Annotated in this window: 20 protein-coding genes; all 20 read right to left on the bottom strand. The window is 70.5% G+C overall.

All coding sequences use genetic code 11. The features are described 5' to 3' along the window. Nucleotides 1-8: 8 nt before the first annotated feature. The 20 genes from dnaE to mraZ all read right to left on the bottom strand — a co-directional run bounded on the left by dnaE (nucleotide 9) and on the right by mraZ (nucleotide 24,355). Nucleotides 9-3,542: a DNA polymerase III subunit alpha gene (dnaE, locus tag BIU96_RS11880; protein ID WP_083402855.1), complete on the bottom strand. Its 3,534-nt coding sequence runs from the start codon at nucleotides 3,540-3,542 to the stop codon at nucleotides 9-11. Nucleotides 3,543-3,948: 406 nt separating this feature from the next. Further along, the gene (locus BIU96_RS11870; RefSeq protein WP_071292826.1) at nucleotides 3,949-4,872 is read right to left on the bottom strand and encodes an RluA family pseudouridine synthase; all 924 of its coding nucleotides are present in this window, start codon (nucleotides 4,870-4,872) and stop codon (nucleotides 3,949-3,951) included. Then, nucleotides 4,869-5,534: a signal peptidase II gene (lspA, locus tag BIU96_RS11865; protein WP_254786120.1), complete on the bottom strand. Its 666-nt coding sequence runs from the start codon at nucleotides 5,532-5,534 to the stop codon at nucleotides 4,869-4,871. The genes BIU96_RS11870 and lspA overlap by 4 nt, the downstream gene beginning before the upstream one ends. A 2-nt stretch (nucleotides 5,535-5,536) precedes the next feature. Further along, nucleotides 5,537-6,220, bottom strand: coding sequence for a DivIVA domain-containing protein (locus tag BIU96_RS11860; RefSeq protein WP_071292824.1), 684 nt, complete (start codon nucleotides 6,218-6,220; stop codon nucleotides 5,537-5,539). Nucleotides 6,221-6,404: 184 nt separating this feature from the next. Next, nucleotides 6,405-6,692, bottom strand: coding sequence for a YggT family protein (locus tag BIU96_RS11855; RefSeq protein WP_368072975.1), 288 nt, complete (start codon nucleotides 6,690-6,692; stop codon nucleotides 6,405-6,407). Between the two features lie 101 nt (nucleotides 6,693-6,793). Continuing rightward, nucleotides 6,794-7,372 (bottom strand): cell division protein SepF, encoded by a 579-nt coding sequence (locus BIU96_RS11850; RefSeq protein ID WP_071292822.1) that lies wholly within the window; start codon nucleotides 7,370-7,372, stop codon nucleotides 6,794-6,796. A gap of 43 nt (nucleotides 7,373-7,415) precedes the next feature. Next, nucleotides 7,416-8,141: a YggS family pyridoxal phosphate-dependent enzyme gene (locus BIU96_RS11845; RefSeq protein ID WP_071292821.1), complete on the bottom strand. Its 726-nt coding sequence runs from the start codon at nucleotides 8,139-8,141 to the stop codon at nucleotides 7,416-7,418. 8 nt (nucleotides 8,142-8,149) lie between these two features. Further along, nucleotides 8,150-9,319: a cell division protein FtsZ gene (ftsZ, locus tag BIU96_RS11840; protein ID WP_071292820.1), complete on the bottom strand. Its 1,170-nt coding sequence runs from the start codon at nucleotides 9,317-9,319 to the stop codon at nucleotides 8,150-8,152. Nucleotides 9,320-9,456: 137 nt separating this feature from the next. Beyond that, on the bottom strand, nucleotides 9,457-10,707 hold the full coding sequence (locus BIU96_RS19045) for an FtsQ-type POTRA domain-containing protein (RefSeq protein WP_083402854.1): 1,251 nt from the start codon (nucleotides 10,705-10,707) through the stop codon (nucleotides 9,457-9,459). Beyond that, nucleotides 10,704-12,125, bottom strand: coding sequence for a UDP-N-acetylmuramate--L-alanine ligase (gene murC, locus BIU96_RS11830; protein ID WP_071292819.1), 1,422 nt, complete (start codon nucleotides 12,123-12,125; stop codon nucleotides 10,704-10,706). Before murC ends, BIU96_RS19045 begins: the two co-directional genes overlap by 4 nt. Continuing rightward, on the bottom strand, nucleotides 12,122-13,246 hold the full coding sequence (gene murG, locus BIU96_RS11825; RefSeq protein WP_071292818.1) for an undecaprenyldiphospho-muramoylpentapeptide beta-N-acetylglucosaminyltransferase: 1,125 nt from the start codon (nucleotides 13,244-13,246) through the stop codon (nucleotides 12,122-12,124). Before murG ends, murC begins: the two co-directional genes overlap by 4 nt. Next, nucleotides 13,243-14,520, bottom strand: coding sequence for a putative lipid II flippase FtsW (gene ftsW / locus BIU96_RS11820; protein ID WP_071292817.1), 1,278 nt, complete (start codon nucleotides 14,518-14,520; stop codon nucleotides 13,243-13,245). The genes murG and ftsW overlap by 4 nt, the downstream gene beginning before the upstream one ends. Then, complete coding sequence (murD, locus tag BIU96_RS11815; protein ID WP_254786116.1) at nucleotides 14,489-16,012, bottom strand: UDP-N-acetylmuramoyl-L-alanine--D-glutamate ligase; 1,524 nt, start codon at nucleotides 16,010-16,012, stop codon at nucleotides 14,489-14,491. Before murD ends, ftsW begins: the two co-directional genes overlap by 32 nt. Further along, nucleotides 16,005-17,108 (bottom strand): phospho-N-acetylmuramoyl-pentapeptide-transferase, encoded by a 1,104-nt coding sequence (mraY, locus tag BIU96_RS11810; RefSeq protein ID WP_071292815.1) that lies wholly within the window; start codon nucleotides 17,106-17,108, stop codon nucleotides 16,005-16,007. The genes murD and mraY overlap by 8 nt, the downstream gene beginning before the upstream one ends. Beyond that, the gene (gene murF, locus BIU96_RS11805) at nucleotides 17,105-18,613 is read right to left on the bottom strand and encodes a UDP-N-acetylmuramoyl-tripeptide--D-alanyl-D-alanine ligase (RefSeq protein ID WP_071292814.1); all 1,509 of its coding nucleotides are present in this window, start codon (nucleotides 18,611-18,613) and stop codon (nucleotides 17,105-17,107) included. The genes mraY and murF overlap by 4 nt, the downstream gene beginning before the upstream one ends. Next, on the bottom strand, nucleotides 18,610-20,256 hold the full coding sequence (locus BIU96_RS11800) for a Mur ligase family protein (protein ID WP_071292868.1): 1,647 nt from the start codon (nucleotides 20,254-20,256) through the stop codon (nucleotides 18,610-18,612). Before BIU96_RS11800 ends, murF begins: the two co-directional genes overlap by 4 nt. A gap of 14 nt (nucleotides 20,257-20,270) precedes the next feature. Beyond that, nucleotides 20,271-22,040 (bottom strand): penicillin-binding protein 2, encoded by a 1,770-nt coding sequence (locus BIU96_RS11795; protein ID WP_083402853.1) that lies wholly within the window; start codon nucleotides 22,038-22,040, stop codon nucleotides 20,271-20,273. A 72-nt stretch (nucleotides 22,041-22,112) separates the two neighbouring features. Then, nucleotides 22,113-22,844: a hypothetical protein gene (locus BIU96_RS11790; protein WP_071292813.1), complete on the bottom strand. Its 732-nt coding sequence runs from the start codon at nucleotides 22,842-22,844 to the stop codon at nucleotides 22,113-22,115. A gap of 1 nt (nucleotide 22,845) precedes the next feature. After that, nucleotides 22,846-23,817, bottom strand: coding sequence for a 16S rRNA (cytosine(1402)-N(4))-methyltransferase RsmH (gene rsmH / locus BIU96_RS11785; RefSeq protein WP_071292812.1), 972 nt, complete (start codon nucleotides 23,815-23,817; stop codon nucleotides 22,846-22,848). Between the two features lie 106 nt (nucleotides 23,818-23,923). Next, complete coding sequence (gene mraZ / locus BIU96_RS11780) at nucleotides 23,924-24,355, bottom strand: division/cell wall cluster transcriptional repressor MraZ (RefSeq protein WP_058729729.1); 432 nt, start codon at nucleotides 24,353-24,355, stop codon at nucleotides 23,924-23,926. Between the last annotated feature and the right edge of the window lie 490 nt (nucleotides 24,356-24,845).

Raw genomic sequence — 24,845 nt, 5'->3', positions numbered from 1 at the left:
GTACCGTCCTACACCAGGCAGCGCGGGCCGAGCAGGCTCTTCAGCTCGCCGAACAGGTCCGGGGTGAGGTTCACCGGGAACGGTAGCTCGAACGTGCGCGCGACGTCGTCCTTGAGCAGGCGGAGTCGCACCTCGGTCGCGCCGCTGTGCCGGCTGAGCACCGCCGCGAGCTCGGTGACGGTCGTCGTCGTCGCCTGCCGCTCGGGCACGCTCAGTGTGAGCGGGCCGGAGCCCATCGCGTCGCCGACGTTCGGCTGGAACATGCTCACCGCGTGCAGCGCCTTGCCGTCGTCGCGGACGTTCACCCGGCCGCGGAGCACCACGATCGAGTCCGCCACCAGCGACGGGCCGAACTCCTGGTACGTCTTGCCGAGGAACATGACGCCGATCTGGCCGCCGAAGTCCTCGATGTCGACGATGCCGTACGGGTTGCCGCTCGTCTTGGCCACGCGGTGCTGCACGCTCGTCAGCAGGCCGGCGACCGTGACGGTCTCGCCCTCGATCGAGTCGTCGGCGGTGAGCAGGTCGGCGATGGTGATCGACTGGTGCTTCGCGAGTTCGATCTCGAGTCCGGCCAGCGGGTGGTCGGAGACGTAGAGCCCGAGCATGTCGCGCTCGAACGCGAGCTTGTCGCGCTTCGACCACTCCGGTCGGTCGGGCACCTGCGACACGGCGGCCGCGGCTGGCTGTTCCTCGGCGACCTCGGCGAAGAGCGAGTCGAAGTCGAACCCGACGTTGCCGTTGGCCTCGTCGCGCTTCACCTTCACCGCGCCCTCGACCGCGCCCTCGTGGATCTCCACGAGCGCCCGGCGGGAGTCGCCGAACTCGTCGAACGCGCCGGCCTTGATGAGCGACTCGACCGTCCGCTTGTTCGCCGACGAGATCGGGATCTTCCGCAGGAAGTCGTGGAAGGACTCGAACGCACCCTTCTCGGTGCGGGCCTGCACGATGTCGTCGACGACGTTGAAGCCGACGTTGCGGATCGCGCCCATGCCGAAGCGGATGTCGTTGCCGACGGCGGCGAAGAAGCCGATCGACTCGTTGACGTCCGGCGGCATCACCTTGATGCCCATCCGGCGGCACTCGTTCAGGTACAGCGCGAGCTTGTCGCGGGCGTCGCCGACGGAGGTCAGCAGCGCGGCCATGTACTCGGCCGGGTAGTGCGCCTTGAGGTACGCCGTCCAGAAGGACACCACGCCGTAGGCGGCCGAGTGCGCCTTGTTGAACGCGTAGTCGGAGAACGGCAGCAGGATGTCCCAGAGCGTCTTGATCGCAGCGGCCGAGTAGCCGTTGTCCTGCATGCCCTTCTCGAAGCCGGCGTACTGCTTGTCCAGCTCCGACTTCTTCTTCTTGCCCATCGCGCGGCGGAGGATGTCCGCTTGGCCGAGGGAGAACCCGGCGACCTTCTGCGCGATGGCCATGACCTGCTCTTGGTAGATGATCAGGCCGTAGGTGGTGCCGATGATGTCCTTGAGGGGCTCTTCGAGCTCCGGGTGGATCGGCGTGATCGGCTGCTCGCCGTTCTTGCGGAGCGCGTAGTTCGTGTGCGAGTTCGCACCCATGGGCCCCGGGCGGTACAGGGCGATGAGCGCGGAGATGTCCTCGAAGTTGTCCGGCTTCATCAGGCGGAGCAGGCCGCGCATCGGGCCACCGTCGAGCTGGAACACGCCCAGGGTGTCGCCGCGCTGCAGGAGCGCGTACGCCTCGGGGTCCTCGAGGCCCATGGTCTCGAGGTCGAGGTCGATCCCCCGGTTCGTCTTGATGTTGTCGAGGGCGTCACTGATGATCGTGAGGTTCCGGAGCCCCAGGAAGTCCATCTTGATCAGGCCGAGCGACTCCGCTGCCGGGTAGTCGAACTGCGTGACGATCTGGCCGTCCTGCTCCCGCTTCATCACCGGGATGATGTCGATCAGCGGGTCGCTCGACATGATGACGCCGGCCGCGTGCACGCCCCACTGGCGCTTCAGTCCCTCGAGCCCGAGCGCCGTGTCGAAGACCGTCTTCGCCTCGGGGTCGGTCTCGACGACCGTGCGGACGTCGACGGCTTCCTTGAAGCGCGGGTGGTCCTTGTCGAAGATCCCGGTGAGCGGGATGTCCTTGCCCATCACGGGCGGCGGCATCGCCTTGGTGAGCTTCTCGCCCATGCCGAACGGGAAGCCGAGCACGCGGGACGAGTCCTTGAGCGCCTGCTTCGCCTTGATCGTGCCGTACGTGACGATCTGCGCCACGCGCTCGGACCCGTACTTCTCGGTGACGTACTTGATCGCCTCACCGCGGCGCCGGTCGTCGAAGTCGACGTCGAAGTCGGGCATGGAGACGCGGTCCGGGTTGAGGAACCGCTCGAAGATCAGGCCGTGCCGGATCGGGTCGAGGTCGGTGATGCGCATCGCGTACGCCACCATCGAACCGGCACCGGAACCACGACCCGGACCGACGCGGATGCCGTTGTTCTTCGACCAGTTGATGAAGTCGGCGACCACCAGGAAGTACCCCGGGAAGCCCATCTGGTTGATGATCCCGACCTCGTAGTCGGCGCGCTCCTGGACTTCCTGCGTGATGCCGCCCGGGTACCGGTACTCCAGCCCCTTCGCCACTTCCTTCTCGAACCAGGAGTGCTCCGTCTCGCCCTCGGGCACGGGGAACTTCGGCATGTAGTTGGCCGCGGTGTCGAACTCGACGTTGCACCGCTCGGCGATGAGCAGCGTGTTGTCGCAGGCCTCGGGGTTGTCGCGGAAGACGTGGCGCATCTGCGCCGGCGTCTTGAGGTAGAACTCGTCGGCGTCGAACTTGAACCGGTTCGGGTCGTTGAGCGTCGAGCCCGACTGCACGCACAGCAGGGCCGCGTGCGACTTGGCGTCGTGCGCGTGCGTGTAGTGCAGGTCGTTCGTGCCGACCAGCGGGATGTCGAGGTCCTTCGCCAGGCGGATCAGGTCGGTCATGATCCGGCGCTCGATCTCGAGCCCGTGGTCCATGATCTCGGCGAAGTAGTTCTCCTTGCCGAAGATGTCGCGGTAGTCGGCAGCGGCCTTGACGGCTTCGTCGTACTGGCCGAGGCGCAGGCGCGTCTGGATCTCGCCCGAGGGGCACCCCGTTGTGGCGATGATGCCCTCGTGGTACTCCTGCAGGAGCTCGATGTCCATGCGCGGCTTGAAGTAGTAGCCCTCGAGCGACGCCTTCGACGACAGCCGGAACAGGTTGTGCATGCCCGTGGTGTTCTCGGCGAACATCGTCATGTGCGTGTACGAACCGGCACCGGACACGTCGTCACCGCCACCGTCGCCCCAGCGCACACGGGTCTTGTCAGACCGGTGGGTGCGCGGCGTGATGTACGCCTCGGTCCCGATGATCGGCTTCACGCCACCGGCCTTCGCGGCCTTCCAGAACTCGAACGCGCCGAACATGTTGCCGTGGTCGGTCACCGCCACGGCGGGCATGCCCTGCGCGGCGGTCTCCGCCACGAGGTCACCGAGCCGCGCGGCACCGTCGAGCATCGAGTACTCGCTGTGCACGTGCAAGTGGACGAAGGAGTCGGAATCCGACACGGAACCTCCGGTTCGACGAAGCTGCTGCAGGGCGTCATCAGCCTAACCGCGACGGCGGACAACCTCGCGCGTGTCGAGCGCGAGGTCGTCCCCGGTGACGCACGCGCCCCGTCGAGGGAGCAGGAATCGTCGGGTGCTCGGGCCCGACCCGACGATTTCTGCTCCCTCGACGGGGTGGGCGCGCCCGACGACGGCCTGGAGGCGCGTGGCGGGGCTGGTACGCGCCTCCCGGCCCGCGGTGGTCGCGTCACGGGCGTGGCGAGGTCGCGCGACACGCCGCGTGACGGTCGTCGAGGTCGCACGGAGTGCCGCCTCGGCGGCACGCGGGCGGCACATCGTGCGACCTGAGCGCACCCGCGACCATGCCCGCGTCCGCGCGCGCGGCCGGCGCCAGCGCCGGCCCCGCCTACGCGGCGCGGATGCGGTCCAGCGCCAACTGCAGGTCGTCCGGGTACGAGGCCTCGTACTGCACCCACTGCCCGGTGCGCGGGTGCTCGAACCCGAGCCGCACCGCGTCGAGCCACTGCCGCGTCAACCCTAGCTCCGCGGCGAGCACGGGGTCGGCGCCGTACATGGTGTCGCCGACGAGCGGGTGGCGCGTGGCGGCCATGTGCACGCGGATCTGGTGCGTGCGCCCGGTCTCGAGGTGGACCTCGAGCAGGGTCGCCGACCGGAACGCCTCGAGCGTCGCGTAGTGCGTGACGCTCGGCTTGCCGTCGGCCGTGACCGCGAACTTCCAGTCGCTCGACGGGTGCCGGCCGATGGGGGCGTCGACCGTGCCGGAGGTCGGGTCCGGGTGCCCCTGCGCGAGCGCGTGGTAGACCTTCTCGACCGTGCGCTCCTTGAAGGCGCGCTTGAGGTGCGTGTAGGCCAGCTCGGTCTTCGCGACGACCATCAGGCCCGACGTGCCGACGTCGAGTCGGTGCACGATGCCCGCGCGCTCGGCGGCACCGGAGGTCGCGATCGTGAACCCTGCCGCGGCCAGGCCCCCGGGGACGGTGGGTCCGTCCCAGCCGGGCGACGGGTGGGCCGCGACGCCGATCGGCTTGTCGACGACGATGATGTCGTCGTCGTCGTGCACGACCGTCATGCCGGGGACCTCGACCGGGATGATCCGCGGGGGCTCCTTCGGGGTCCACTCGACCTCGAGCCACGAGTCGGCGTGCAGCCGGTCGGACTTGTCGACAACGACCCCGTCGACACGCACGCCACCGGCGGCGACGACGTCGGCCGCGAAGGACCGGCTGAACCCGAGGAGCTTCGCGATGGCCGCGTCGACGCGCTCACCGGCGAGCCCGTCGGGGACAGGCAGCGAACGGGACTCGCTCACGTCGCGTCGTGTCCGAGCGCGTCGCGACCGTCACGCGGCCCGCGCGGGTCGTCGGTGGCGGCGGGACTGGAGGCGCGGGTGGCGTCCGGTGCGGACGCGTCGGCCCCGGCGCCGGCGGCGTCGGCAGCGCGCTGCTGCTTCGCGGTCAGGGCGCGGGAACCGTCGAGGTTCACCCCGAGGATCACGAGCAGCACGAAGATCACCATGCTGATGCAGATGAACGAGTCGGCGATGTTGTAGATCGCCGGCATCATCCACGGCGTCGAGATGAAGTCCACGACGTGGCCGCGACCGAAGCCGGGCTCACGGAAGAGCCGGTCGAGCAGGTTGCCGAGCGCCCCGCCGAGCAGCATGCCGAGCACGAGTGCCCACCACATCGACCGGATCCGCCGGGCGAAGACGATGATCGCCACGACGACGGCCGTCGAGACGATCGAGAACACCCACGTCATGTTCACCGCGAACGAGAACGCGGCACCGGGGTTCCGGACGTAGAAGAACTGCAGCGCCCCGCCCAAGACGGGGACGACGGTGCCGTACGGCAGGTTCGCGACGACGAGCGCCTTCACGCCCTGGTCGAGCGCCACCACGACGACAGCGGCGAAGGCCAGTGCCGCGATAGCGCGTGCACTGACCTTCGCTCGTGATGCTGGTCGCGACAACGTCAGTTGCCGAAGCCCTGCGCCGACGCCGGCGCGGGGGTGAGACCGGACTGCTCGGGGCCCGAGCCGTCCAGCTCGTTGAGCTGCCCCTGGATGTAGCTCTTGAGCTGCGCACGGTAGTCGCGCTCGAAGGTGCGGAGCTCGTCGATCTTGCCCTCGAGCTGGCGCTGCTCCTGCTCGAGCACCGCAACACGCTGACGGTTCGTGTTCTCGGTGTCGGCGATGATCTGGCGCTGCTTGGCCTCAGCCTCGGAGACGAGACGCGCGGCCTGGGCGGTGCCCTCGGCGATGAGCGCGTCGCGCTTCTCGACGCCTTCACGCACGTGCTCCTCGTGAAGACGGCGCGCGAGCGTCAGGAGGTTCGTGGTGCCCTCGGTGTCCTCGTCGGCGGGGACCGTCGTGGCCGGCGCGGCGGCAGCGACCGGAGCGGGCTCCGGGGCGGCGGCCACGGGGGCGGGCTCCGGCTCGGGCTCGGGGGTCGGAGCGGGCTGCTCGGCCTGCGCCGACTGCGGAGCCGACTCGGCTGCCTGCAGGCGCTGACGGAGTTCGTCGTTCTCGGCCGTCAGGCGGCGCAGCTCGACCACGACCTCGTCGAGGAAGTCGTCGACCTCGTCCTGGTCGTAGCCCTCGCGGAACTTCGTCGGCTGGAACCGCTTGTTGACTACGTCTTCCGGCGTCAAAGCCATTGCCGTCACCTCAATAGAACTGCTGAACGTGTGGAACCGCTACGGGTGCGACCGAATGTACCAGTCGCTCCCTGCGGTGCGGATGCTGCGCCGGAGCGAGCATCGATCCCGACCACCGTACACCGACGGCGCCCGAGAACCGTGACCATGACGTGCGCGTGGCGCGTGTCGCGGTCGGGCTGGGCTAGATGAACGCCCGGGTGATGGTCATCGCGATGATGACCACGAGCATGACGATCGTCCACCCGAAGTCGAGCGCGACCGGCCCCATCCGCAGCGGCGGGAGCGCCTTGCGGACGGTGCGGATCGGCGGATCGGTCAGGGTGTAGACGACCTCGGAGACCACGAGGAGTCCCCCGCGGGGCCGCCAGGAACGGTTGTACGCCTGCACGATGTCGAGCGCGAACCGTCCCCACATCACGAAGAAGTAGAACAGGAGGAGGAAGTACAGGATCGTGAAGATCGCGGACACGATGGGGCTCGCTCGGCTCGGGTGGGCGTCGTCACGTGACGTCGCTCACGGGGCGGGTGGGCCTGATGGGCTCGGGCCTGAGGGACTCGGGCCTGAGGGACTCAGGACTGGGCGAAGAAGGACGCCTCGATGTCGGACTCTACCTCAGGCGCCTCACCGCTCACCGCGACGTGCGCCGGGGAGAGCAGGAAGACCTTGTTCGTGACGCGCTCGATCTTGCCGTACAGGCCGAGCGACAGCCCGGAGGCGAAGTCGATCATGCGGCGGGCGTCGGCCTCGGTCATCTGCGAGAGGTTGATGATGACGGGGATGCCGTCGCGGAAGCTCTCGGCGATGGACTGGGCGTCCTTGTACTCGCGGGGGTGGACGGTGAGGATCTCGTTCATTTCCTGGACCGGTGCTGCCTTCTGTGCGGTCGTGTGCGAGCGGCGGAGCGGGGTCACTTGGGCGCCGCGCTGGTGGGTGTGCGTCTTGGTCTCGGGGGCGGCGGGCGCCACCGGTGCCGCGACGGGCGCGGGGGCCTCCTGCGCGACCGGAGCGGCCGCGGGGGCCTGGGCCGGTGCGGCCTGCTGACGGGACGACTGCGCGCGCGCAGGCTCCTGCGGCTGCTCGTCCTCGTACTCGAGTTCCTCGTCGGCGAGGCCGAGGTAGACCATCGTCTTCTTCAGCGGGTTGGCCATGGTTCCTCCGGGGTTCGTGCTCGTGGATGCCCTTGGGACGAGGCTAGGGCGCGACCGGACGATTTCCCGTGATTGCGGTGCCGATCCGGAGGTGTGTCGCGCCCTCGAGCACGGCCTCGGCGTAGTCGCCGCTCATCCCGGCCGAGATGTCCGTGGCACCGGGTGCGAGGGACACCACGCGCGACGAGATCGACCGCAGTCGGGCGAAGGCGGCCCGGGGCTCCTCGTCGAGCGGTGCGACGGCCATCACGCCGCGCAACCGGACCGTGCCGGTCGCCAGCACGCGCTCGGCCATGGCCTCGACCGCGTCGGGCTGGACGCCGCCGCGACCGGGGTCGTCGGTGAGGTTGACCTGCACGAAACCGTCGATCACCGGCGGTTCCGGTTCGGCCTCGGTCGGGGCGAACGCGTCGACGACGGAGTCGCGGTCGAGCGACTGCACCACGTGCGCGTAGCGGCGCACCTGCCGCGCCTTCTTCGACTGCAGCTGCCCGACGAAGTGCCAGGTCAGCGGCAGGTCGGCGAGTTCGGCGGCCTTCGCCTGGGCCTCCTGGTGCCGGTTCTCCCCCACGTCCGTCACGCCCAGGGCGGAGAGGTCCCGCACGAGCGACGCCGGGTGGTACTTCGTGACGACGACGAGCGTCAGCTCGTCGACCGACCGCCCTGCGGCTCGCGCCGCGTCGGACATGCCGGACCTGACGGACGCGAGACGCGCCTCCAGTCCGTCGTCTGGAGACGAGGCGGACGGGAGGCGCGGGTCGGCTGCCAAGGAGCTGGTTACTTCAGGAAGTCGGGGACGTCGAGCTCGTCGTCGTCGTCGTCGAAGGCCGGGTCGGCGGCGCGCTGCGCCGGCGCCGCGTGCTCCTGCGACGCCCACGACGGCGCGGAGGAGTTCGAGTCCTCGATCGCACCCGTGCCACCGGCGGTCGCCACCGGGACGGTCGCGCCGGCCTCGGGGTCGACGTAGCTCGAGCGGCGTTCCTTCTGCTGCTGCTGCGGCTCGCCGCCGTCGAAGCCCGCGGCGATGACGGTCACGCGGACCTCGTCGCCGAGCGTGTCGTCGATGACCGCACCGAAGATGATGTTCGCCTCGGGGTGGACCGCTTCCTGCACGAGGCGAGCGGCGTCGTTGATCTCGAAGATGCCGAGGTTCGAACCGCCCTGGATCGAGAGCAGCACGCCGTGCGCGCCGTCGATCGACGCCTCGAGCAGCGGCGACGCCACGGCGAGTTCGGCCGCCTTGATCGCACGGTCGGCACCACGCGAGGAGCCGATGCCCATGAGGGCCGATCCGGCACCCTGCATGACCGACTTGACGTCGGCGAAGTCGAGGTTGATGAGACCGGGGGTCGTGATGAGGTCGGTGATTCCCTGCACGCCGGCGAGGAGCACCTGGTCGGCGGTCGCGAAGGCCTCGACCATGGAGATGCCACGGTCGCTGATCTCGAGCAGGCGGTCGTTCGGCACGACGATGAGCGTGTCGACCTCGTCCTTGAGCCCGGCGACGCCGTTCTCGGCCTGCGACTGACGGCGCTTGCCCTCGAAGCTGAACGGCTTCGTGACGACACCGATGGTGAGCGCACCGATCGACTTCGCGATGCGCGCGACCACGGGAGCACCACCCGTACCGGTCCCGCCGCCCTCACCCGCGGTGACGAAGACCATGTCGGCGCCCGCGAGCGCTTCCTCGATCTCCTCCGCGTGGTCCTCGGCGGCACGACGGCCGACCTCGGGGTCCGCGCCGGCGCCGAGACCACGGGTGATCTCGCGGCCGACGTCGAGCTTGACGTCGGCGTCGCTCAGCAGCAGGGCCTGTGCGTCGGTGTTGATGGCGATGAACTCGACGCCGCGGAGGCCGAGCTCGATCATGCGGTTCACGGCGTTCACGCCGCCGCCGCCGACACCGACGACCTTGATGACGGCGAGGTAGTTGTGGTTCGTGGTCACGTCAGTCGGGCCTCCGGTCGAACCCTCAACCTCTACTTGAAGTTCAGGGGCAATGCTGGTAGATGTGGTGCTTGCGTCGACGCTACGGGTGCGCTCCAGGCACTGTCGCCCCGCCACGCCGCGTGTCGCACGATCCGCTACTTCTTCGCGCGGATGACGCCGTTGTCCGGTGCACTGACGTCGTACTCGACGACGACCCCGGGGTTCCGCGCCGAGTGGTCCTTCACGAGGGCGGCCAGGAGCGCCGCCTTCGCCTCGGAGTCGTCCGGGTTGCCCCACACGACCGTCGACTTGTCCTTCAGGGTGAGCGTCACGTCGTCGGCGGTGGACGCCTTCACGCTCGTCACCTGCGCCCGCACGGTGGACGGCAGGGCCAGCACGACCTCGGTCATGGTGCGGAACACCGACGACCCGAGCTTCGCGTTGCCGACGTCGGCGACGGGCATGTTCGCCGGCTGCGTCGGGGAGGACTGCACGACGATGCCCGCCGGGTCGACGAGGTCGAACGACTTGCCCGACTGCACCGCCACCACCGGGGTGCGCTCGGTGACCGTCACCACGAGGGTGTGCGGCGGCGCCTCTTCCGTGACGTAGCTCTCGATGAGCGGGAAGCCGGCGATGTCCCGCTTGATCTCCTCGAAGTCGAGGCGTGCCAGTGGCGTGCCGATCTGCTCGGAGAGTGCCTGTCGGAGCTGGGCGGCGTCGACGCGGTTCGTGCCCTTCACCTCGATGGTCTGCAAGGCCATCAGGGGCGAGAACACCGCGACAAGGATCGAGATGCCGAACGCCAGGAAGATGCTCGCGCCGGTGATCCACGCCGCACGACGGTGGCGACTGCGGCGGGTGAAGCGACGGACCTCGGCACGCTCGAGGAGCCGACGGCGGCGCTTCGCCACCCGGGCCTCTCGCGCGGTCTCGGCGGCGCGGACGCCGGCGCCGATCGGGGTCGCGTGGTCCTGGTCGGCGTGCAGGTCCTGGAGGATCGCACCCGTCTGCGAACGCTGCACCCCGTCACTGCCGGGCGCGACGTCCGCAGGGGGGTGCGACTCGGGGTGGTCCTCGTCGGGGGTGTACTCCCGCAGCCGGTCCTTCACCGTCGAGAAGCCGGCGCCGAGCCGGCGGCCGGCCGCGCCGGCGAAGGCGCCCGCGCGGTCGCGCGCCGACGGAGCGGAGTCGTCGGCGGTGTCGTCGGTGGTGGTCGGGGTCTCCGTCTCGTCGACGGGCGCCTCCGGGGCGGGGGCGGGCCGCGCCTCCTGGCCGTCGCGCGAGGACCCGCGCGACGGACGCCGCGGGATCAGCGGGGCACGGCGCTGCCGGGGCGCCGAGGCGTCCTCGGCGGAGGCGTCCGGCTGTGCCGGACGCTCGTCGAACCCCTCGGGACGCTTCACCGGGCGGGTGCCCCGTCGTGCTTCAGCGCGCCGATGACCTGCGGGATGATGCGGTACACGTCGCCGCAGCTCAGCGTCATGATGATGTCGCCCTCGCGTGCCACCGCTGCGGCGCGGGCGGAGGCCTCGTCCCAGTCGGGCAGGAACTCGACGCGGGACTGGTCCGCGAAGCGCTCCTGCACCAGGGCGCCGGTCACGCCGGGCTCCGGGTCCTCACGCGCGCCGTAGACGTCGAGGACGACGGTGTGGTCGGCGAGCTCCTCGTAGACCTTCGCGAAGTCGCCGGCCATCAGGCGGGTGCGGGAGTACAGGTGCGGCTGGTGGATCGCGATGATGCGACCGTCGCCGACCACGTTGCGGGCGGCTTTGAGCGCCGCGGCGACCTCGGTCGGGTGGTGCGCGTAGTCGTCGTACACCGACACGCCGCGCTCCACGCCGTGCAGTTCGAAGCGGCGCTGGGTGCCGCCGAACGCCTCGATGCCGCGGATCGCGTCCGCCGGGGCGAGGCCGAGTCCGGTCAGGACCGCGAAGGCGCCGACGGCGTTGACCGCGTTGTGGCGACCGGGGACGCGGAGCGTGAGGTGGTACGCCTCGCCACCGGCGCGGAAGTCGACCTCGACGCTCGCCGACTCGGTGACGCCCTCGATCCGGACGTCGGCGTCGACGGCCTCGCCGAAGGTGACGACCTCGGGGGCGTCCTCCCGCTGGCGGACACCGGCGGTGACGGCCTTCGCGCCCGCGTCGTCGCTCGAGATGACGACCCGCTCGGACGCCTTCGCGGCGAACTCGACGAAGGCCTCGGTGAAGGCCTCCTCGCTGCCGTAGTGGTCCAGGTGGTCGGCGTCGACGTTCGTGACGAGCGCCACCGCGACGTCGTACAGCAGGAACGAGCCGTCGGACTCGTCGGCCTCGACCACGAACAGGTCGCTCGAGCCCGGCGCCGAACTGGTGCCGAGCGACTGGATGACGCCGCCGTTGACGAAGCTCGGGTCGAGGCCGAGCTCGACCATCGCGGTGACGATCATGCCGGTCGACGTGGTCTTGCCGTGCGCGCCGGCGACCGCGACCAGGCGGTGCTCGGCGATGAGGGCCGCGAGGGCCTGCGACCGGTGCAGGACCGGCAGGCCACGGCGCTGCGCCTCGAGGAGTTCGGGGTTGTCCGGCCAGAGCGCACTCGTGACGACGATGGTGTCGGCCTCGCCGACGTTCGCGGCGTCGTGGCCGATGTGCACGTCGGCCCCGAGCTCGCGCATCGTGCCCGTGGTGGCGGTCTCGCGGGAGTCGCTGCCCGTCACGCGGTGACCCGCGGCGAGGAACATCCGCGCGATGCCGCTCATGCCGGAGCCGCCGATGCCGACGAAGTGCACCGTGCCGAGGTCGTCCGGGATCGGCTGCGTCAGGTCCGGCTTGATGGTCATGCTTCCTCCGTGGAGCCGGTGCTCGGCCCGTCGTGTCCGGCGGTGCCGGCGTTCTTCGCTGCGTCCAGCACCAGGTCGGTCATCCGGTCGGCGCCGTCGCGGTGGCCGACGCTGCCGGCGCGGACCGTCATGTCGGCGATCCTGGCGCGGTCCTGCAGGATGTCCAGGAGCTGGAACGTCACCCAGTCCCCGTCGAATTCCGCGTCCGCCACGAGGACCGCTCCCCCGGCGTCGACGACGTCCTTCGCGTTGTGGCGCTGCTCGCCGTTGCCGACAGGGTACGGCACCAGGACGCTGGGCAGCCCCACGGCGGTGAGCTCGCAGACCATGCCGGCACCGGAGCGCGAGACCACGAAGTCGCTCGCCGCGTAGGCGAGGTCCATCCGGTCGCAGTACGGCAGCACGTGGTACCCGTCGAGGTCGCTCGGCCCGATGTCGGACTTCGCGCCGACGACGTGCAGCACCTGCCAGCCGGCGCCGACAATGGTCGCGGCGGCGGCGTTCACCGTGCGGTTGATGCTCCGCGCGCCGGACGACCCACCGGTCACCAGCAGGACCGGTCGGGCGGGGTCGAGACCGAACTCGGCGAGGCCCTCGGCGCGGGAGGCACGGCGGTCGAGCGACTCGATCTCACGGCGGAGCGGCATCCCGACGACGCGGCCGTGCCGCAGGCGGGTGTTCGAGAACGTCACCCCCACGTGGCTCGTCAGGAACGCCGCGAGGCGGTTCGCCAGGCCGGGCTTGGCGTTCTGCTCGTGCACGACGATCGGCGTGCCCGTCCGGCGCGCGGCGATGTACGCCGGCGCGGCCGCGTAGCCGCCGACCCCGAGGACGACCTCGACCCGGTGCTCGCGGATGAGCTGCTCGGTGCGCTTGACCGCTCGCCAGAAGGCACCGGGGAACCGCAGCGCGGCGGCGTTCGGCTTGCGCGGGAACGGCAGGCGCGGGATCGTCAGCAGCTCGTAGCCGCGCATCGGGACGAGCCGGGACTCCAGGCCCTCCGCGGTGCCGAGCACGAGGACCTCGGCGTCGGGCTCGCGCTCGGTGAGCCGGTCGGCGACCGCGAGCAGGGGGTTGACGTGCCCGGCGGTGCCGCCGCCGGCGAAGAGGTACGTGCTCACCGGAGTGTTCCGTTCGTGGTGGTCCGGCCCACCGGGGCCGCGCTGGGGAGGCTGTTCTTGCCGGGGAGGTCGCGCGCGAAGGACAGCACGACGCCGATCGCGACGAGCGTCATGATGAGCGCGGACCCACCGGCCGAGATGAGTGGCAGTGGGACACCGAGGACCGGCAGCAGGCCGAGGACCACGGCGATGTTGACGAGCGCCTGGCCGATGATCCACGCCAGCACGCCGCCCGTGACCGTCTTCACGAACGGGTCGTTCGACTGGCGGATGATCTTGATCATGCCGATCGCCAGCACCACGAACAGGGCGAGCACGACGACGGCGCCGACCAGGCCGAGCTCCTCGCCGATGATCGCGAAGATGTAGTCGTTGTCCGCCTCGGGCAGCCAGGACCACTTCGCCTTCGAGTTGCCGAGCCCGACGCCGAACACGCCACCGGACGCCAGTGCCCACATGCCGTGGACCGGCTGCCAGCAGAGGTCCTGGTACTGGCTCGTGTCCGTGCAGCCGGACAGCCAGGCGCTGATCCGGCTCTGCCGGGAGCTCGAGGCCATCGTGACGAAGGGCAGCGCCACCGCGAGGGCGACGAGGCCGAGCAGCAGGTGCTTCGCCCGGGCGCCGCCGACGAACAGTGCGCCGAAGACCAGGATGAGCATGATCATCGCCGTGCCCTGGTCACCGCCGAGGAGCACGAGGCCGATCGACCCGATGGCGGCGATCCCGATCGGGATGTAGACCTCTTTCCAGTCGTCGAGCTTGTCGCGCTTGACGTACATGATCGCGCCGATGCCGAGCACCAGGGCGAGCTTCAGGATCTCGGACGGCTGCGCGGTGAACGAGCCGAGCTTGATCCAGTTCCGGTTGCCCTGGATCGAGTAGCCGAGCGGCGTCAGGACGACGAGCGCCTGCACGACCAGGCCGATGCCGACGATCCACATCGCCCAGCGCCGCCAGAAGCGCGCGGACAGGCGGCTCGCGATGAGCATGAGCGGGACACCGAGGACGGCGTACAGGCCCTGGCGGGACGCGGCGCCGAAGAAGTCGTGCGTCGCGGCGTACTGCTCGACGCTCGACGACGAGAGCACCATGACCACGCCGAAGACGACGAGGAAGAGCGTCACCCCGAGGATCGTGTAGAAGGTGCTCGACTCGGCGACGAAGACGTTCTTGACGGCGACGACGGCGCCGTTGGTCCGGCGGGCTGTCCCACTCGGACGCGCGTGCGCGGTGTCCGTTCTGCTACGACCGTTCGGAAGATCCGTCGTCGCCATCGGCGTTTCCTCCCAGGTGCTCGTGGACCGCCGCCGCGAATCGACGCCCCCGGTCCGCGTAGGAGCCGAACTGGTCGAACGACGCTGCAGCCGGGGCGAGGAGGACCGTGTCGCCCGGTCTCGCGACCGAAGCGGCATGCCGGACCGCCTCGGGCATGACCTGATCAGTGTCCGCTGCTTCGACCTGCAGGACGGGCACCCCGGGCGCGTGTCGCGCGAATGCCTCGACCACGGGGGTCCGGTCGGTGCCGATCACGACGACGCCGCGGACGTCCGGGCCGAAGCGCTCGACCAGTCCGTCCACGTCGACGCCCTTGAACAGGCCCCCGACGATCCAGACGACCGGGTCGAACGCGCCGAGCGACGCGGTCGCCGCGTGCGGGTTGGTCGCCTTCGAGTCGTCCACCCAGGTGATGCCGTCGGCGGTCGCGACGAGCTCGGTGCGGTGGTGGTCCGCACGGAACCCCTGCACGGCCGTGCGGATCGCGCTCGGCTGCACGCCGGCCGCACGGGCCAGGGCCGCGGCGGCGAGGACGTTCATGGTCATGTGGGGGCTGGCGAGCCCGGCCTGCTCGAGGTCGGCGACGGTGGCCAGCTCGAGCGCGCTGCTCTGCCGGTTCTCGGCGAACGCGCGGTCGCACAGGACGTCCTCGACGATGCCGACGTCGCCCGGGGCCGGGATGCCCGGGCCGAAGCCGACGGCACGGCAGCCCTCGACGACGTCGGCTTCTTCGACCATGTGCCGGGTGACGTCGTCGGTCGTGTTGTAGACGCACGCCATCACGGTGCGCTCGTAGACCTTCGCCTTCGCGGCGCGGTACGCCTCGGCGGAGCCGTGCCACTCGAGGTGGTCGTCGGCGATGTTCAGGCAGGTGCTCGCGAGCGGCACCACCGCCCCGTCGCCGGAGGTCGGCATGTAGTGGAGCTGGTGGCTCGACAGCTCGACCACGAGGACGTCGAAGCCGTCCGGGTCGCGGACGACGTCGAGGACGGGCACGCCGATGTTGCCGCACGCCACGGCGCGGAGGCCGCCGGCCTCGAACATCGCGGTGGCGAGCTGCGTCGTGGTGGTCTTGCCGTTCGTACCGGTGATCGTCACCCACGGCGCGGCGATCGGGCCGCGCACGACCTTGTCGCGGACGCGCCAGGCGAGCTCGATGTCACCCCACACGGTGCTGTTCGCCACCGACCAGGCGACCGTCGCGTTGTGCGGCGGCAGCCCCGGCGACACGATGACCACGTCGGGCGCCTGCCGCACGAGTGCGTCGGGCACGGTGTCGAGCGGGACCTGCACGAAGCGCGCCCCGATGACGTCGAGCAGCTCCACGCTGTCGGCTGGAGCGTCGGTCGAGTAGACCGTCACGTCGCTGCCGAGTTCGACGAGGGTGTCGGCGGCCGAGAACCCGGTGGCACCGAGTCCGAGGACGGCGACGTCGAGGCCCTTCCACCCCTCGGAGAACCAGCTGTCCAGGGCGTCGAGACGATCAGCCAACGCGCGCGATCCATTCGAGGTAGAAGAGGCCGACACCGGCTGCGACGCAGAGTCCGGCGATGATCCAGAACCGGACGACGACGGTCACCTCGGCCCACCCCTTCAACTCGAAGTGGTGGTGCAGCGGACTCATCCGGAAGATGCGCTTGCCGTGGGTGATCTTGAAGTACGCCCGCTGCAGGATGACCGATCCGGTGACGATGAAGAACAGGCCGCCGATCAGGACGAGCAGCAGCTCGGTGCGGCTGAGGATGGCGAGGCCGGCCAGGGCACCGCCGAGCCCGAGCGAGCCGGTGTCGCCGAGGAAGATCTGCGCCGGGGACGTGTTGTACCAGAGGAAGCCGATCAGGCCGCCGCAGACCGCAGCGGCGACGACCGCCAGGTCGAGCGGGTTCGTCACGGTGTAGCAGGCGTGCGCGGTGTTGGCGTCGAGCCGGGCGCCGCCGCAGATCTGGTTCGACTGCCAGAAGCCGATGATGACGTACGACCCGATCGCCAGGATGCTCGATCCGGTGGCCAGGCCGTCGAGGCCGTCCGCGACGTTCACGCCGTTCGACGTCGACACGGTCAGCAGGACGATCCACGCCAGGAACAGCACGGTGCCGATGACGGTGCCGAGTGCCATGAAGTCGAGCCACGGGATGTCCCGGATCGCCGACACCATGGTGGACGCCGGCGGCTTGCCGTTCGCGGTCGGGACGACGAGGGCGATGGTCGCGAAGATCACACCGACGATGACCTGGCCGAGCACCTTGGCCCAGCCGCCGAGCCCGAGGCTCCGTTGCCGTCGCACCTTCAGGAAGTCGTCGATGAACCCGACGAACCCGAGGCCGACCATCAGGAAGAGGACGAGCAGCCCGGACAGCGTGATCGAGTCACGCCCGACCAGGTGGCCGACGAAGTAGCCGAGCACCGCGCCGATGATGAGGACGATGCCGCCCATCGTCGCCGTACCGCGCTTCGTGTGGTGCGACTGCGGGCCGTCGTCGCGGATGAACTGTCCCCAGCCGAGGCGGTGGAACAGCTTGATGAACAGCGGCGTGAGCAGCAGTGTGAACACCAGCGACACGGCGCCGGCGATCAGGAGGGCGATCATTCGGTGACACCTCCGAGGCGGTCGCCGAGGAATCGCAGTTCGGCGGACTTCGAGGACTTGACGAGGACGACGTCGCCGGGGCGGAGCATGTCCTGCAGTTGGTGGACGGCGCCGTCGACGTCCTCGATGAACACGGACTCGCCGTCCCACGATCCCTCGAGGGTGGCGGCCTGGTGGATCGGCATCGCGGCGCGGCCGACGACCACGAGCTGTCCGATGCCGAGACGGACGACGAGCCGGCCGATGCGGTCGTGCTCCTCGACGGAGAACTCGCCGAGCTCGGCCATCTCGCCGAGCACGGCGACGGTCCGCTCCCCCGGGCGCACGATCTGCGCCAGGGTCCGCAGCGCCGCTGCGGTGGAGTCGGGGGACGCGTTGTAGGCGTCGTTGATGACCGTGACGCCCTCGGGCCCGCCCTGGAGGAGCTCCATGCGCCAGCGCTCGGCGCGCGTCATCGACGCGAGCGCCTCGGCGCCGGTGGCGAGGGGCACGCCCCACAGGTGGGCCACCGTGAGCGCGGCGGACGCGTTCATGGCGTGGTGCTCACCCAGGATCGCGAGGCGCACGTCGACGTGATCCGCGCCTCCAGACAGGGTCGCGTCCGTCGGACGGTCGCCTTCGGGGCGGACGGGAGGCGCGGTGAGCGTGAAGCGGGTGCCGCTGCGGTCCGTCTCGATGCCGGTGATGCGGTAGTCGGCGTCCGCCGACGTGCCGAAACCGACCACCTGGGCGGCCGTCAGGTCGCGCATCGACGCGACCCGGTCGTCGTCGACGTTGAGGAGGGCCGTCGCGGAGGCCGGCAGGTCGGTGACCATCTCGGACTTCGCGCGCTGCGTCGCCTCGATGCCGCCGAACTCGCCGGCGTGCGCGAGGCCCACCTTGAGGACGACGCCGACGTCGGGCTCGGCGATCGAGACGAGCTTGGCGATGTGGCCGACGCCGCTCGCCCCCATCTCGACGACGAGGTAGCGCGTGTCGTACGTGACCCGGAGCATCGAGATCGGTGCCCCGACGTGGTTGTTGAACGACCCCTGGGGCGCGACGGTCTCGCCGTGCTGCTCGAGGATCGTGCGGAGCATGTTCTTCGTGCTCGTCTTGCCGTTCGAGCCGGTGATGCCGACGACCCGCAGGGGCGCCGGGCGGCCGTCCGAGTCGACGCGGTCGGCGGAGCTCATCCGGACGCGCGTCACGACCTCGTGCGCGAGCGCGGCGAGGGCCTCGTAGCCGTCGGCCACGACGATCTGCGGCGCGGCGGTCTCCACGCGCTCGGGCGTGATGACGAGTGCGGCGCCTGCCTCGACCGCGGCCGCGACGAAGCGGCGGCCGTCGGTGACCTCACCGGGGAGCGCGAAGAACACGCTGCCCGGACGCACGAGGCGCGAGTCGGTCTCCACCGAGCCCTCGATGACCAGGTCGCCGGGCTCGGCCACGTCGGTCGCCTGGGCGCCGCCGATGAGCTCGCCGTCGACCGCGGTGGCGATCTCGGCGAGGGTCAGGGCGATCATCGGACGTCCTCGGCGGGGCCGGAGTTCGGCTCCCACCCGGCCTCGCGGAGCGCCTGACGGGCCTCGTCGCGTGCCGAGTACGGGGTGCGGACGCCCTGGATGTCGCGGTAGTCCTGGTGACCGGGGCCGGCCCAGAGGATCGAGTCGCCCTCGCTCAGCAGGCCCACCGCGGTGCGGATCGCGGCCTCGGGCGGGCTGACCTCGTGGATCTCGTGCTCCGGGTAGGCGGCGCGCGCGGCGTCGACGAGGGTCTTCCGGATGGATGCGGCGTCCTCGAAGCGGGGGTGGTGGTCGGTGACGACCAGGATGTCCGAGCCGGCCGCGGCGATGCGGGCCATGTCGGCGCGCTTCGTCTTGTCGCGGTCGCCGTCGGCACCGAAGAGCATGAGGACCTTGCCCGGAGTGAACTGCCGGACTGCGGCGAGGGTGTTCTCGAAGGCGTCGGGGCTGTGCCCGAAGTCGACGTACACGCTCGGCCCGCGGTCACCGGAGACGCGCTCGGTGCGGCCGGGCAGGTAGCACTCGATGGCGGACACCGTGCGCTGCTGGCCGTGGTCGCCGCGATCGCCGTCCTCGTCCGCGTAGTGGCGGTGGTTGCTCTCCAGCGCGTGGGCGATGGTGCCGAGCTCGAAGCCGCCCTCGACCAGCATGACGATCGCCAGGGCGGCGTTCGCGGCCATGTGCCAGCCGATCAGCGGCACACGGGTGGTGAGCTCGCGGTCCTCGGGGCCGGTCAGCCGGAACTCGGTGTACGCGGCGTGGGCCTCGACGATGTCGACGTGCCACTCGGCCTCGACGTCGGGGTGCACCGTGATGGTGGTCACCGGGATCCGGGAGTCCTGCACCACGCGGTGACCCCAGTCCGTGTCGAGCGAGACGACGCCACGGCGGGCGTGCTCCGGCTCGAACAGCGGGAGCTTCGCGCGGTAGTACTCCTCCATGTCGGCGTAGTCGTCGAGGTGGTCGTGCGAGAGGTTCGTGAACGCCGCGACGTCGAAGACGATGCCGTCCACGCGGTGCCGGCTGAGGGCCTGGGCGCTCACCTCGACCGCGACGGCGCGGACCTCGCTCTCGCGCATCCGGGCGAGGAGCGCGTGCATCTCGCTGGCCTCGGGCGTGGTGAGCCGGCTCGTGACGCTGAGCGTGCCGATGTGGCGCTCCGCCGTCGAGCTGAGGCCGGTGACGAGCCCGAGCTGCTTGAGGATCCCCTCGAGGATGTACGAGGTGCTCGTCTTGCCGTTCGTGCCGGTGACGGCGAACAGCTGCGGCAGGTCGGTGGCCTCGTCCGGGTGGGTGCGGTAGACCCACGCCGACACGTCGCCCAGGGCCGCACGCGGGTCGTCCACGACGAGCACCGGCAGGCCGGACGGTTCGGCCAGGGCCACGCCGTCGGCGTCGGTCAGGACCGCGACGGCACCGCGCTCGGCGGCCTCGGTCGCGAACTGCGCGCCGTGCCGGTTCGCTCCGTGCACCCCGACGAAGAGGTCACCCGGCTGCACCTCGGCGGCGCTCAGCGTCACGCCGGTGGTCTCGACGGCGTCGAGCGAGCCGACGACACGCAGACCGAACGCGTTCGCGAGTTCGGCGACGGCCCTCGGGGTGGGGTGTTCGGGTCGGAGGACCGGGGGGATCCGTGCGGACAAGTGCTCCTTCTTCCTCACCACGTGGACGGGTACAGCTTCGCCTGCGACGTGGAGGGGGCTACTCGGTACTTCTCGAGCACCTGGGACATGAGGGTTCGGAACGCCGGAGCTGCACCGGACGAGAACTTCGTCGTCTGCGGCTTCGTGAACGTCACCGTGACAACATACTGGGGGTCCTCGGCGGGTGCCATTCCGGCCACCGAGATGATGCGCTGACCGCCGTAGCCCTTCGACCCCTCGGCCACCTCGGCGGTGCCGGTCTTCGCGGCGATGTTGTAGCCGGAGATGGGCGCCATGCCCGACAGGGTGCCGCCCTTGACGACGTTCTGCAGCATGTCGGTGACCTGCGTGGCGGCGCTCGCGGACACCACGCGCGTCGGCTGCACGTCGGGCGCGTCGATCGTCTTCCCGTCGGCCGTCTCGCACCCCTTGACGAAGTGCAGCGGGATCCGCACGCCCTGGTTCGCGATCGTCTGGAAGACGCTGGCGATCTGGACCGCCGTCGTCGAGATGCCCTGGCCGAACATCGAGTTGATGTTCGTCTGGTCGTCCCAGTTCGGGCTCGTGCCGTAGTCCATCGACGGCTGGCCCGGGTAGTCGATCGCCGACTCCGGCTGGAACAGCCCGAACTTCTTCATGTAGTCGAAGCGCTGCTGCTTGGTCAACCGCTCGCCCAGCTCGGTGATGCCGACGTTCGACGAGTTCTGCAGCACGCCGGCGAGCGTCAGGTGCTCGGTGGGGTGGAACTCGGCGTCCTTGATCGAGCCGCCCCACGGGAACGAGCGCGTGTACGGCACCGTGATCCCGTCGGTGGGGCTCGACTTGCCCTGGTCGATGAGCGCGGCGGCGATCGCGGCCTTGATCGTCGACCCGGGCTCGTAGGACGCCGTCAGCGCCCGCGACCCGAAGGCACCCTTGTCGGTGGTCGCGTCGACGTCGTTCGGGTCGACCGTCGGGTAGTCGGCGACCGCGAGGAGTTCGCCCGTCTTGACGCTCGTCACCGTCGCGGTGGCGGACTCCGCCTGCAGCGTCTTCGCCGCGGACGCGATCGTCTGCCCCGCCATGTACTGCAGGTCGCTGTCGATCGTGGTCTCGAGCGTGCCGCCGTCCTTGGCCTTCTTGGTCGTCACCGTGCTGCCCGGCAGCTGGACGCCGTCCTCACCGCGCTCGTACGTCTCGGAGCCGTTCGAGCCCGCGAGGCACTTGTCGTACGCCAGCTCGAGGCCGGCCTGCGCGCCGTCGGTCCCCATGAAGCCGGTGAGGTTGCCCGTCGTGGCAGCGGTCGGGTAGGACCGAGCCGACTGCTGCTCCGGGTACAGCCAGGGGATGCTGAGGGCCCGCACCGCCTCGTAGTGCTTCACGTCGAGGCCCTTGACCAGGTACGCAAAATCCGACTTCGGGTTCGCCGCGATGTTCTTCTTCATGGTGGCGACGTCGCCACCGGAGGCCTCGGCCAGGGCCGACAGCGCCGTGTCGACCGAGACCTCCTTCACGCGGGTCCCGCCGAGCTTGCCCTCGAACTTCTTCACGAGCCGCGGGGCGGTCGTGATGTTGTACCGGGTGACGCTGTCGGCGAGCTCGGTGCCGGAGCGGTCGACGATCGAGCCGCGGGTCCCGTAGATGGTGACCGGGATGCTCCGCTTCTGCTTCGACTGCTCGTTGAGGTCGGCGGCCTGCACGACCTGGATGTCGACCAGTCGGATCACGAAGACCGCCACCAGGGCGATCACGGCGATCATCACGACGCTGTAGCGCAGTCGGCGGCTGCGGATCGTCTTCGTCACGCGGTGCGGTCCTTCCCGGGGCGGAGCGATGGAGCTGGAGCGCCCTCGGTCAGGGAGCGCCGGGCCCGCAGGTCACCGGGTGGAGGGTGCCTGGAGCGGGTTCGGGTCGGACTCTACGTCGGCCGTCGAGGATGCCCCGCCCGACGCGCTGGCGCCTGCGGTCTTCCCAGCGTCGGTCGCACCGGCGGTGCTGTCGGTCGCGGCCTTGCCGTCGGTGGCGGCCTTGCTGTCGGTCGCTGCCTTGCCGTCGGTGGCGGCCTTGCTGTCGCTGCCGGTCGTCGAGCCGCTCTCCTTGCTCGTCGACGTGTCGCCCTGCTGCGCAGCGAGCGGGACGTCGGCGAGCAGCGAGTTCGGCACCTGGTTCTCGGTGCTCGCGGTGGCCTGGTCGGCGACCGCCGGGGTCGGCGTGCCGTACACCCGGCCGGTGCGCGGGTCGAGGTAGACGGGCGTGGCGTTCGCGATCATCCCGAGGGCCTGGGCGTTGCGCGCCAGGTTCTGCGGGGAGTCGAGCACCCGGAGCTCCTCGGACAGCGACTGCTGCGTCCGGGAGAGGTTGGTCTGCTCCGTGCTCAGCGAGTTGAGCGTGTACGCGCCCTGGCTCAGCACCATGCTGATCCCGAGCTGCGCCAGGAGCAGGATGCCGAGCGCCGCCACCGCCACGACCGCGTAGGCGATCCGGGGACGAGCGCGGCGCTGGGCGCGGGTCGGGGTGACCTCGACGAGCTCCGGTCGGTCGTGCCGCGTAGGCCGCGGAGCGCGGGACGGGACGACGGCGGGGTCGACGAGTGCGAGGTTCGTGCTCATGTCACTTCCGGATCCGCTGGGCCGCGCGCAGGCGCACGGGGGTTGCTCGTGGGTTGGCGGCGCGTTCGGCCTCGTCGGCCAGCTCGGCGCCCTTGACGACCAGGGAGTAGGTCGGCGCGTGCTCGGGCAGTTCGACGGGCAGGTCGGCGGGTGCGCTGGACTTCGTCCGGGCGGTCAGGGCCCGCTTGACGATGCGGTCCTCGAGCGACTGGTACGACTCGACGACGATCCGGCCGTCGACCGCGATCGCGTCGAGGGCGGCGGGGATCGCCCGCTCGAGGACGCTCAGTTCGGCGTTGACCTCGATGCGGAGGGCCTGGAACACGCGCTTCGCCGGGTGTCCTTGGCGCTGGATGGCCACCGGTGTCGCGTCGTGGAGGACCTGCACCAGGTCGCCGGACATCTCGAACGGCTTCGTCGCACGGCGCTCCACGATCGCTCGGGCGTACCGGCCGGCGAGCTTCTCCTCGCCGTAGCGCTGGAAGATCCGGCGGAGTTCGCCCTCGTCGTAGGTGGCCAGGACGTCGGCGGCGGTCTGCCCCTCGGTCCGGTCCATCCGCATGTCGAGCGGGGCGTCCTGGCTGTACGCGAAGCCGCGTTCGGCCCGGTCGAGCTGGAGCGAGGAGACGCCGAGGTCGAACAGGACTCCGTCGACCTCCGTGAAGCCCTCGCCCTCGATCGCGTCGACGATGCCGTCGTACACGGTGTGCACCAGGCGGACGCGGTCACCGAACCGGGCGAGGCGCTCCCCCGCGATGCCGAGCGCGTCGGTGTCGCGGTCGAGGCCGATCAGCGTCAGCTCCGGGAAGCGCTCGAGCAGTCCCTCGGAGTGGCCGCCCATGCCGAGCGTCGCGTCGACGACGACCTTGCCCGGCCCGTCGAGGGTCGGCGTGAAGAGGTCGACGATGCGCTCGAGCATCACCGGCGTGTGCGGGAACCGCGGTGTCCCGTCGGTCTGGTCGTGTTCTGCCATGTGCAGCCCCTCTGTCTCCTGGGCCGCGGGTCCGGATCCCCATCCATGCGACCTGACACCGGGGAAGGTGTGTCAGGGCGGACGGCTGGGAGTCCCGATCCACGGATCAGAAGATCCCCGGGATCACCTCCTCGTCGTTGTCGGCGAAGCCCTCTTCGACCTCGGCGTAGTAGGCCTCCCACGCGGGGGTCGACCAGATCTCGGCACGGTCACCGCTGCCGATGACCGTCAGGTCCCGCTCGAGCCCCGCGTACTCGCGGAGGTTCTGCGGGATGGTGACGCGGTTCTGCTTGTCGGGCGTCTCGGCGCTCGCTCCCGAGAGGAAGAGACGCATGTAGTCCCGGGTGCGCTTCGACGTCATCGGAGCGGTGCGGATGCGCTCGTGCAGTTGCTCGAACGTGTCCGCGCTGAAGACGACGACGCAGCGCTCCTGGCCGCGGGTCATCACGAGCCCCCCGGACAGTTCGTCCCGGAACTTGGCGGGGAGGATCACGCGACCCTTCTCGTCGAGCTTCGGGGCATGGGTACCGAGCAGCACGCCGGGCCTCCCCTCCGCTCCACCGGACCGTTGTGTCCACCACTTTACTCCACTCCCCTCCCCTCAGCCAGGAAATCGCTCCCTGAATCGCCCGCGTGCCCCGTTCTGGGGCGGTTCGGGTGTCGCCGGCGCGCACGAGATTCCCGCAGTCAGGCGGAACAACGGGCCGGTGGAGCGGAGTGGAGGGCGTGGAGGGAAGTGGAGGACTTTCGCAGCTCCGGGAGCCGCACGACGGCGCGGCGGACGTGCCGGGCGTGCGCCTGCCGTGCGCCCGCCGTGCGCCCGGCGCCCCCGGTCCTCGCCGAGATCGCACTTCGGCGCCCGGCGTCGGGCCCGAAGGCGTCCCGAGTGCGATCTCGGCGGGCGGGCCGGCGGGCTGGCGGGCCGGCGGCGCATCGCCGAGCGAGTACGACGTGCTGCGGGCGGCCGGACGGGGCGGCTCGGCGCCGACGCCCGTGCGCCCGGCGCCGCCCCGGTCCTCGCCGAGATC

The sequence above is a fragment of the Curtobacterium sp. MCBA15_008 genome (assembly GCF_001865065.1).
GTDB lineage: Bacteria > Actinomycetota > Actinomycetes > Actinomycetales > Microbacteriaceae > Curtobacterium.
The sequence above is the reverse complement of the archived record's forward strand: the minus strand, read 5'-3'. Positions and strand labels throughout refer to the sequence as shown.

Coding starts and splice junctions, on each gene's coding strand:
- ftsW (WP_071292817.1), bottom strand. CDS start 14,520: ATGGCGACGACGGATCTTCCGAACGGTCGTAGCAGAACGGACACCGCG.
- BIU96_RS11860 (WP_071292824.1), bottom strand. CDS start 6,220: ATGGCTTTGACGCCGGAAGACGTAGTCAACAAGCGGTTCCAGCCGACG.
- BIU96_RS11790 (WP_071292813.1), bottom strand. CDS start 22,844: ATGAGCACGAACCTCGCACTCGTCGACCCCGCCGTCGTCCCGTCCCGC.
- BIU96_RS11850 (WP_071292822.1), bottom strand. CDS start 7,372: ATGGCCAACCCGCTGAAGAAGACGATGGTCTACCTCGGCCTCGCCGAC.
- murC (WP_071292819.1), bottom strand. CDS start 12,125: ATGACCATCAAGCCGGACCTGACGCAGCCGATCCCGGACGACCTCGGC.
- murF (WP_071292814.1), bottom strand. CDS start 18,613: ATGATCGCCCTGACCCTCGCCGAGATCGCCACCGCGGTCGACGGCGAG.
- mraY (WP_071292815.1), bottom strand. CDS start 17,108: ATGATCGCCCTCCTGATCGCCGGCGCCGTGTCGCTGGTGTTCACACTG.
- rsmH (WP_071292812.1), bottom strand. CDS start 23,817: ATGGCAGAACACGACCAGACCGACGGGACACCGCGGTTCCCGCACACG.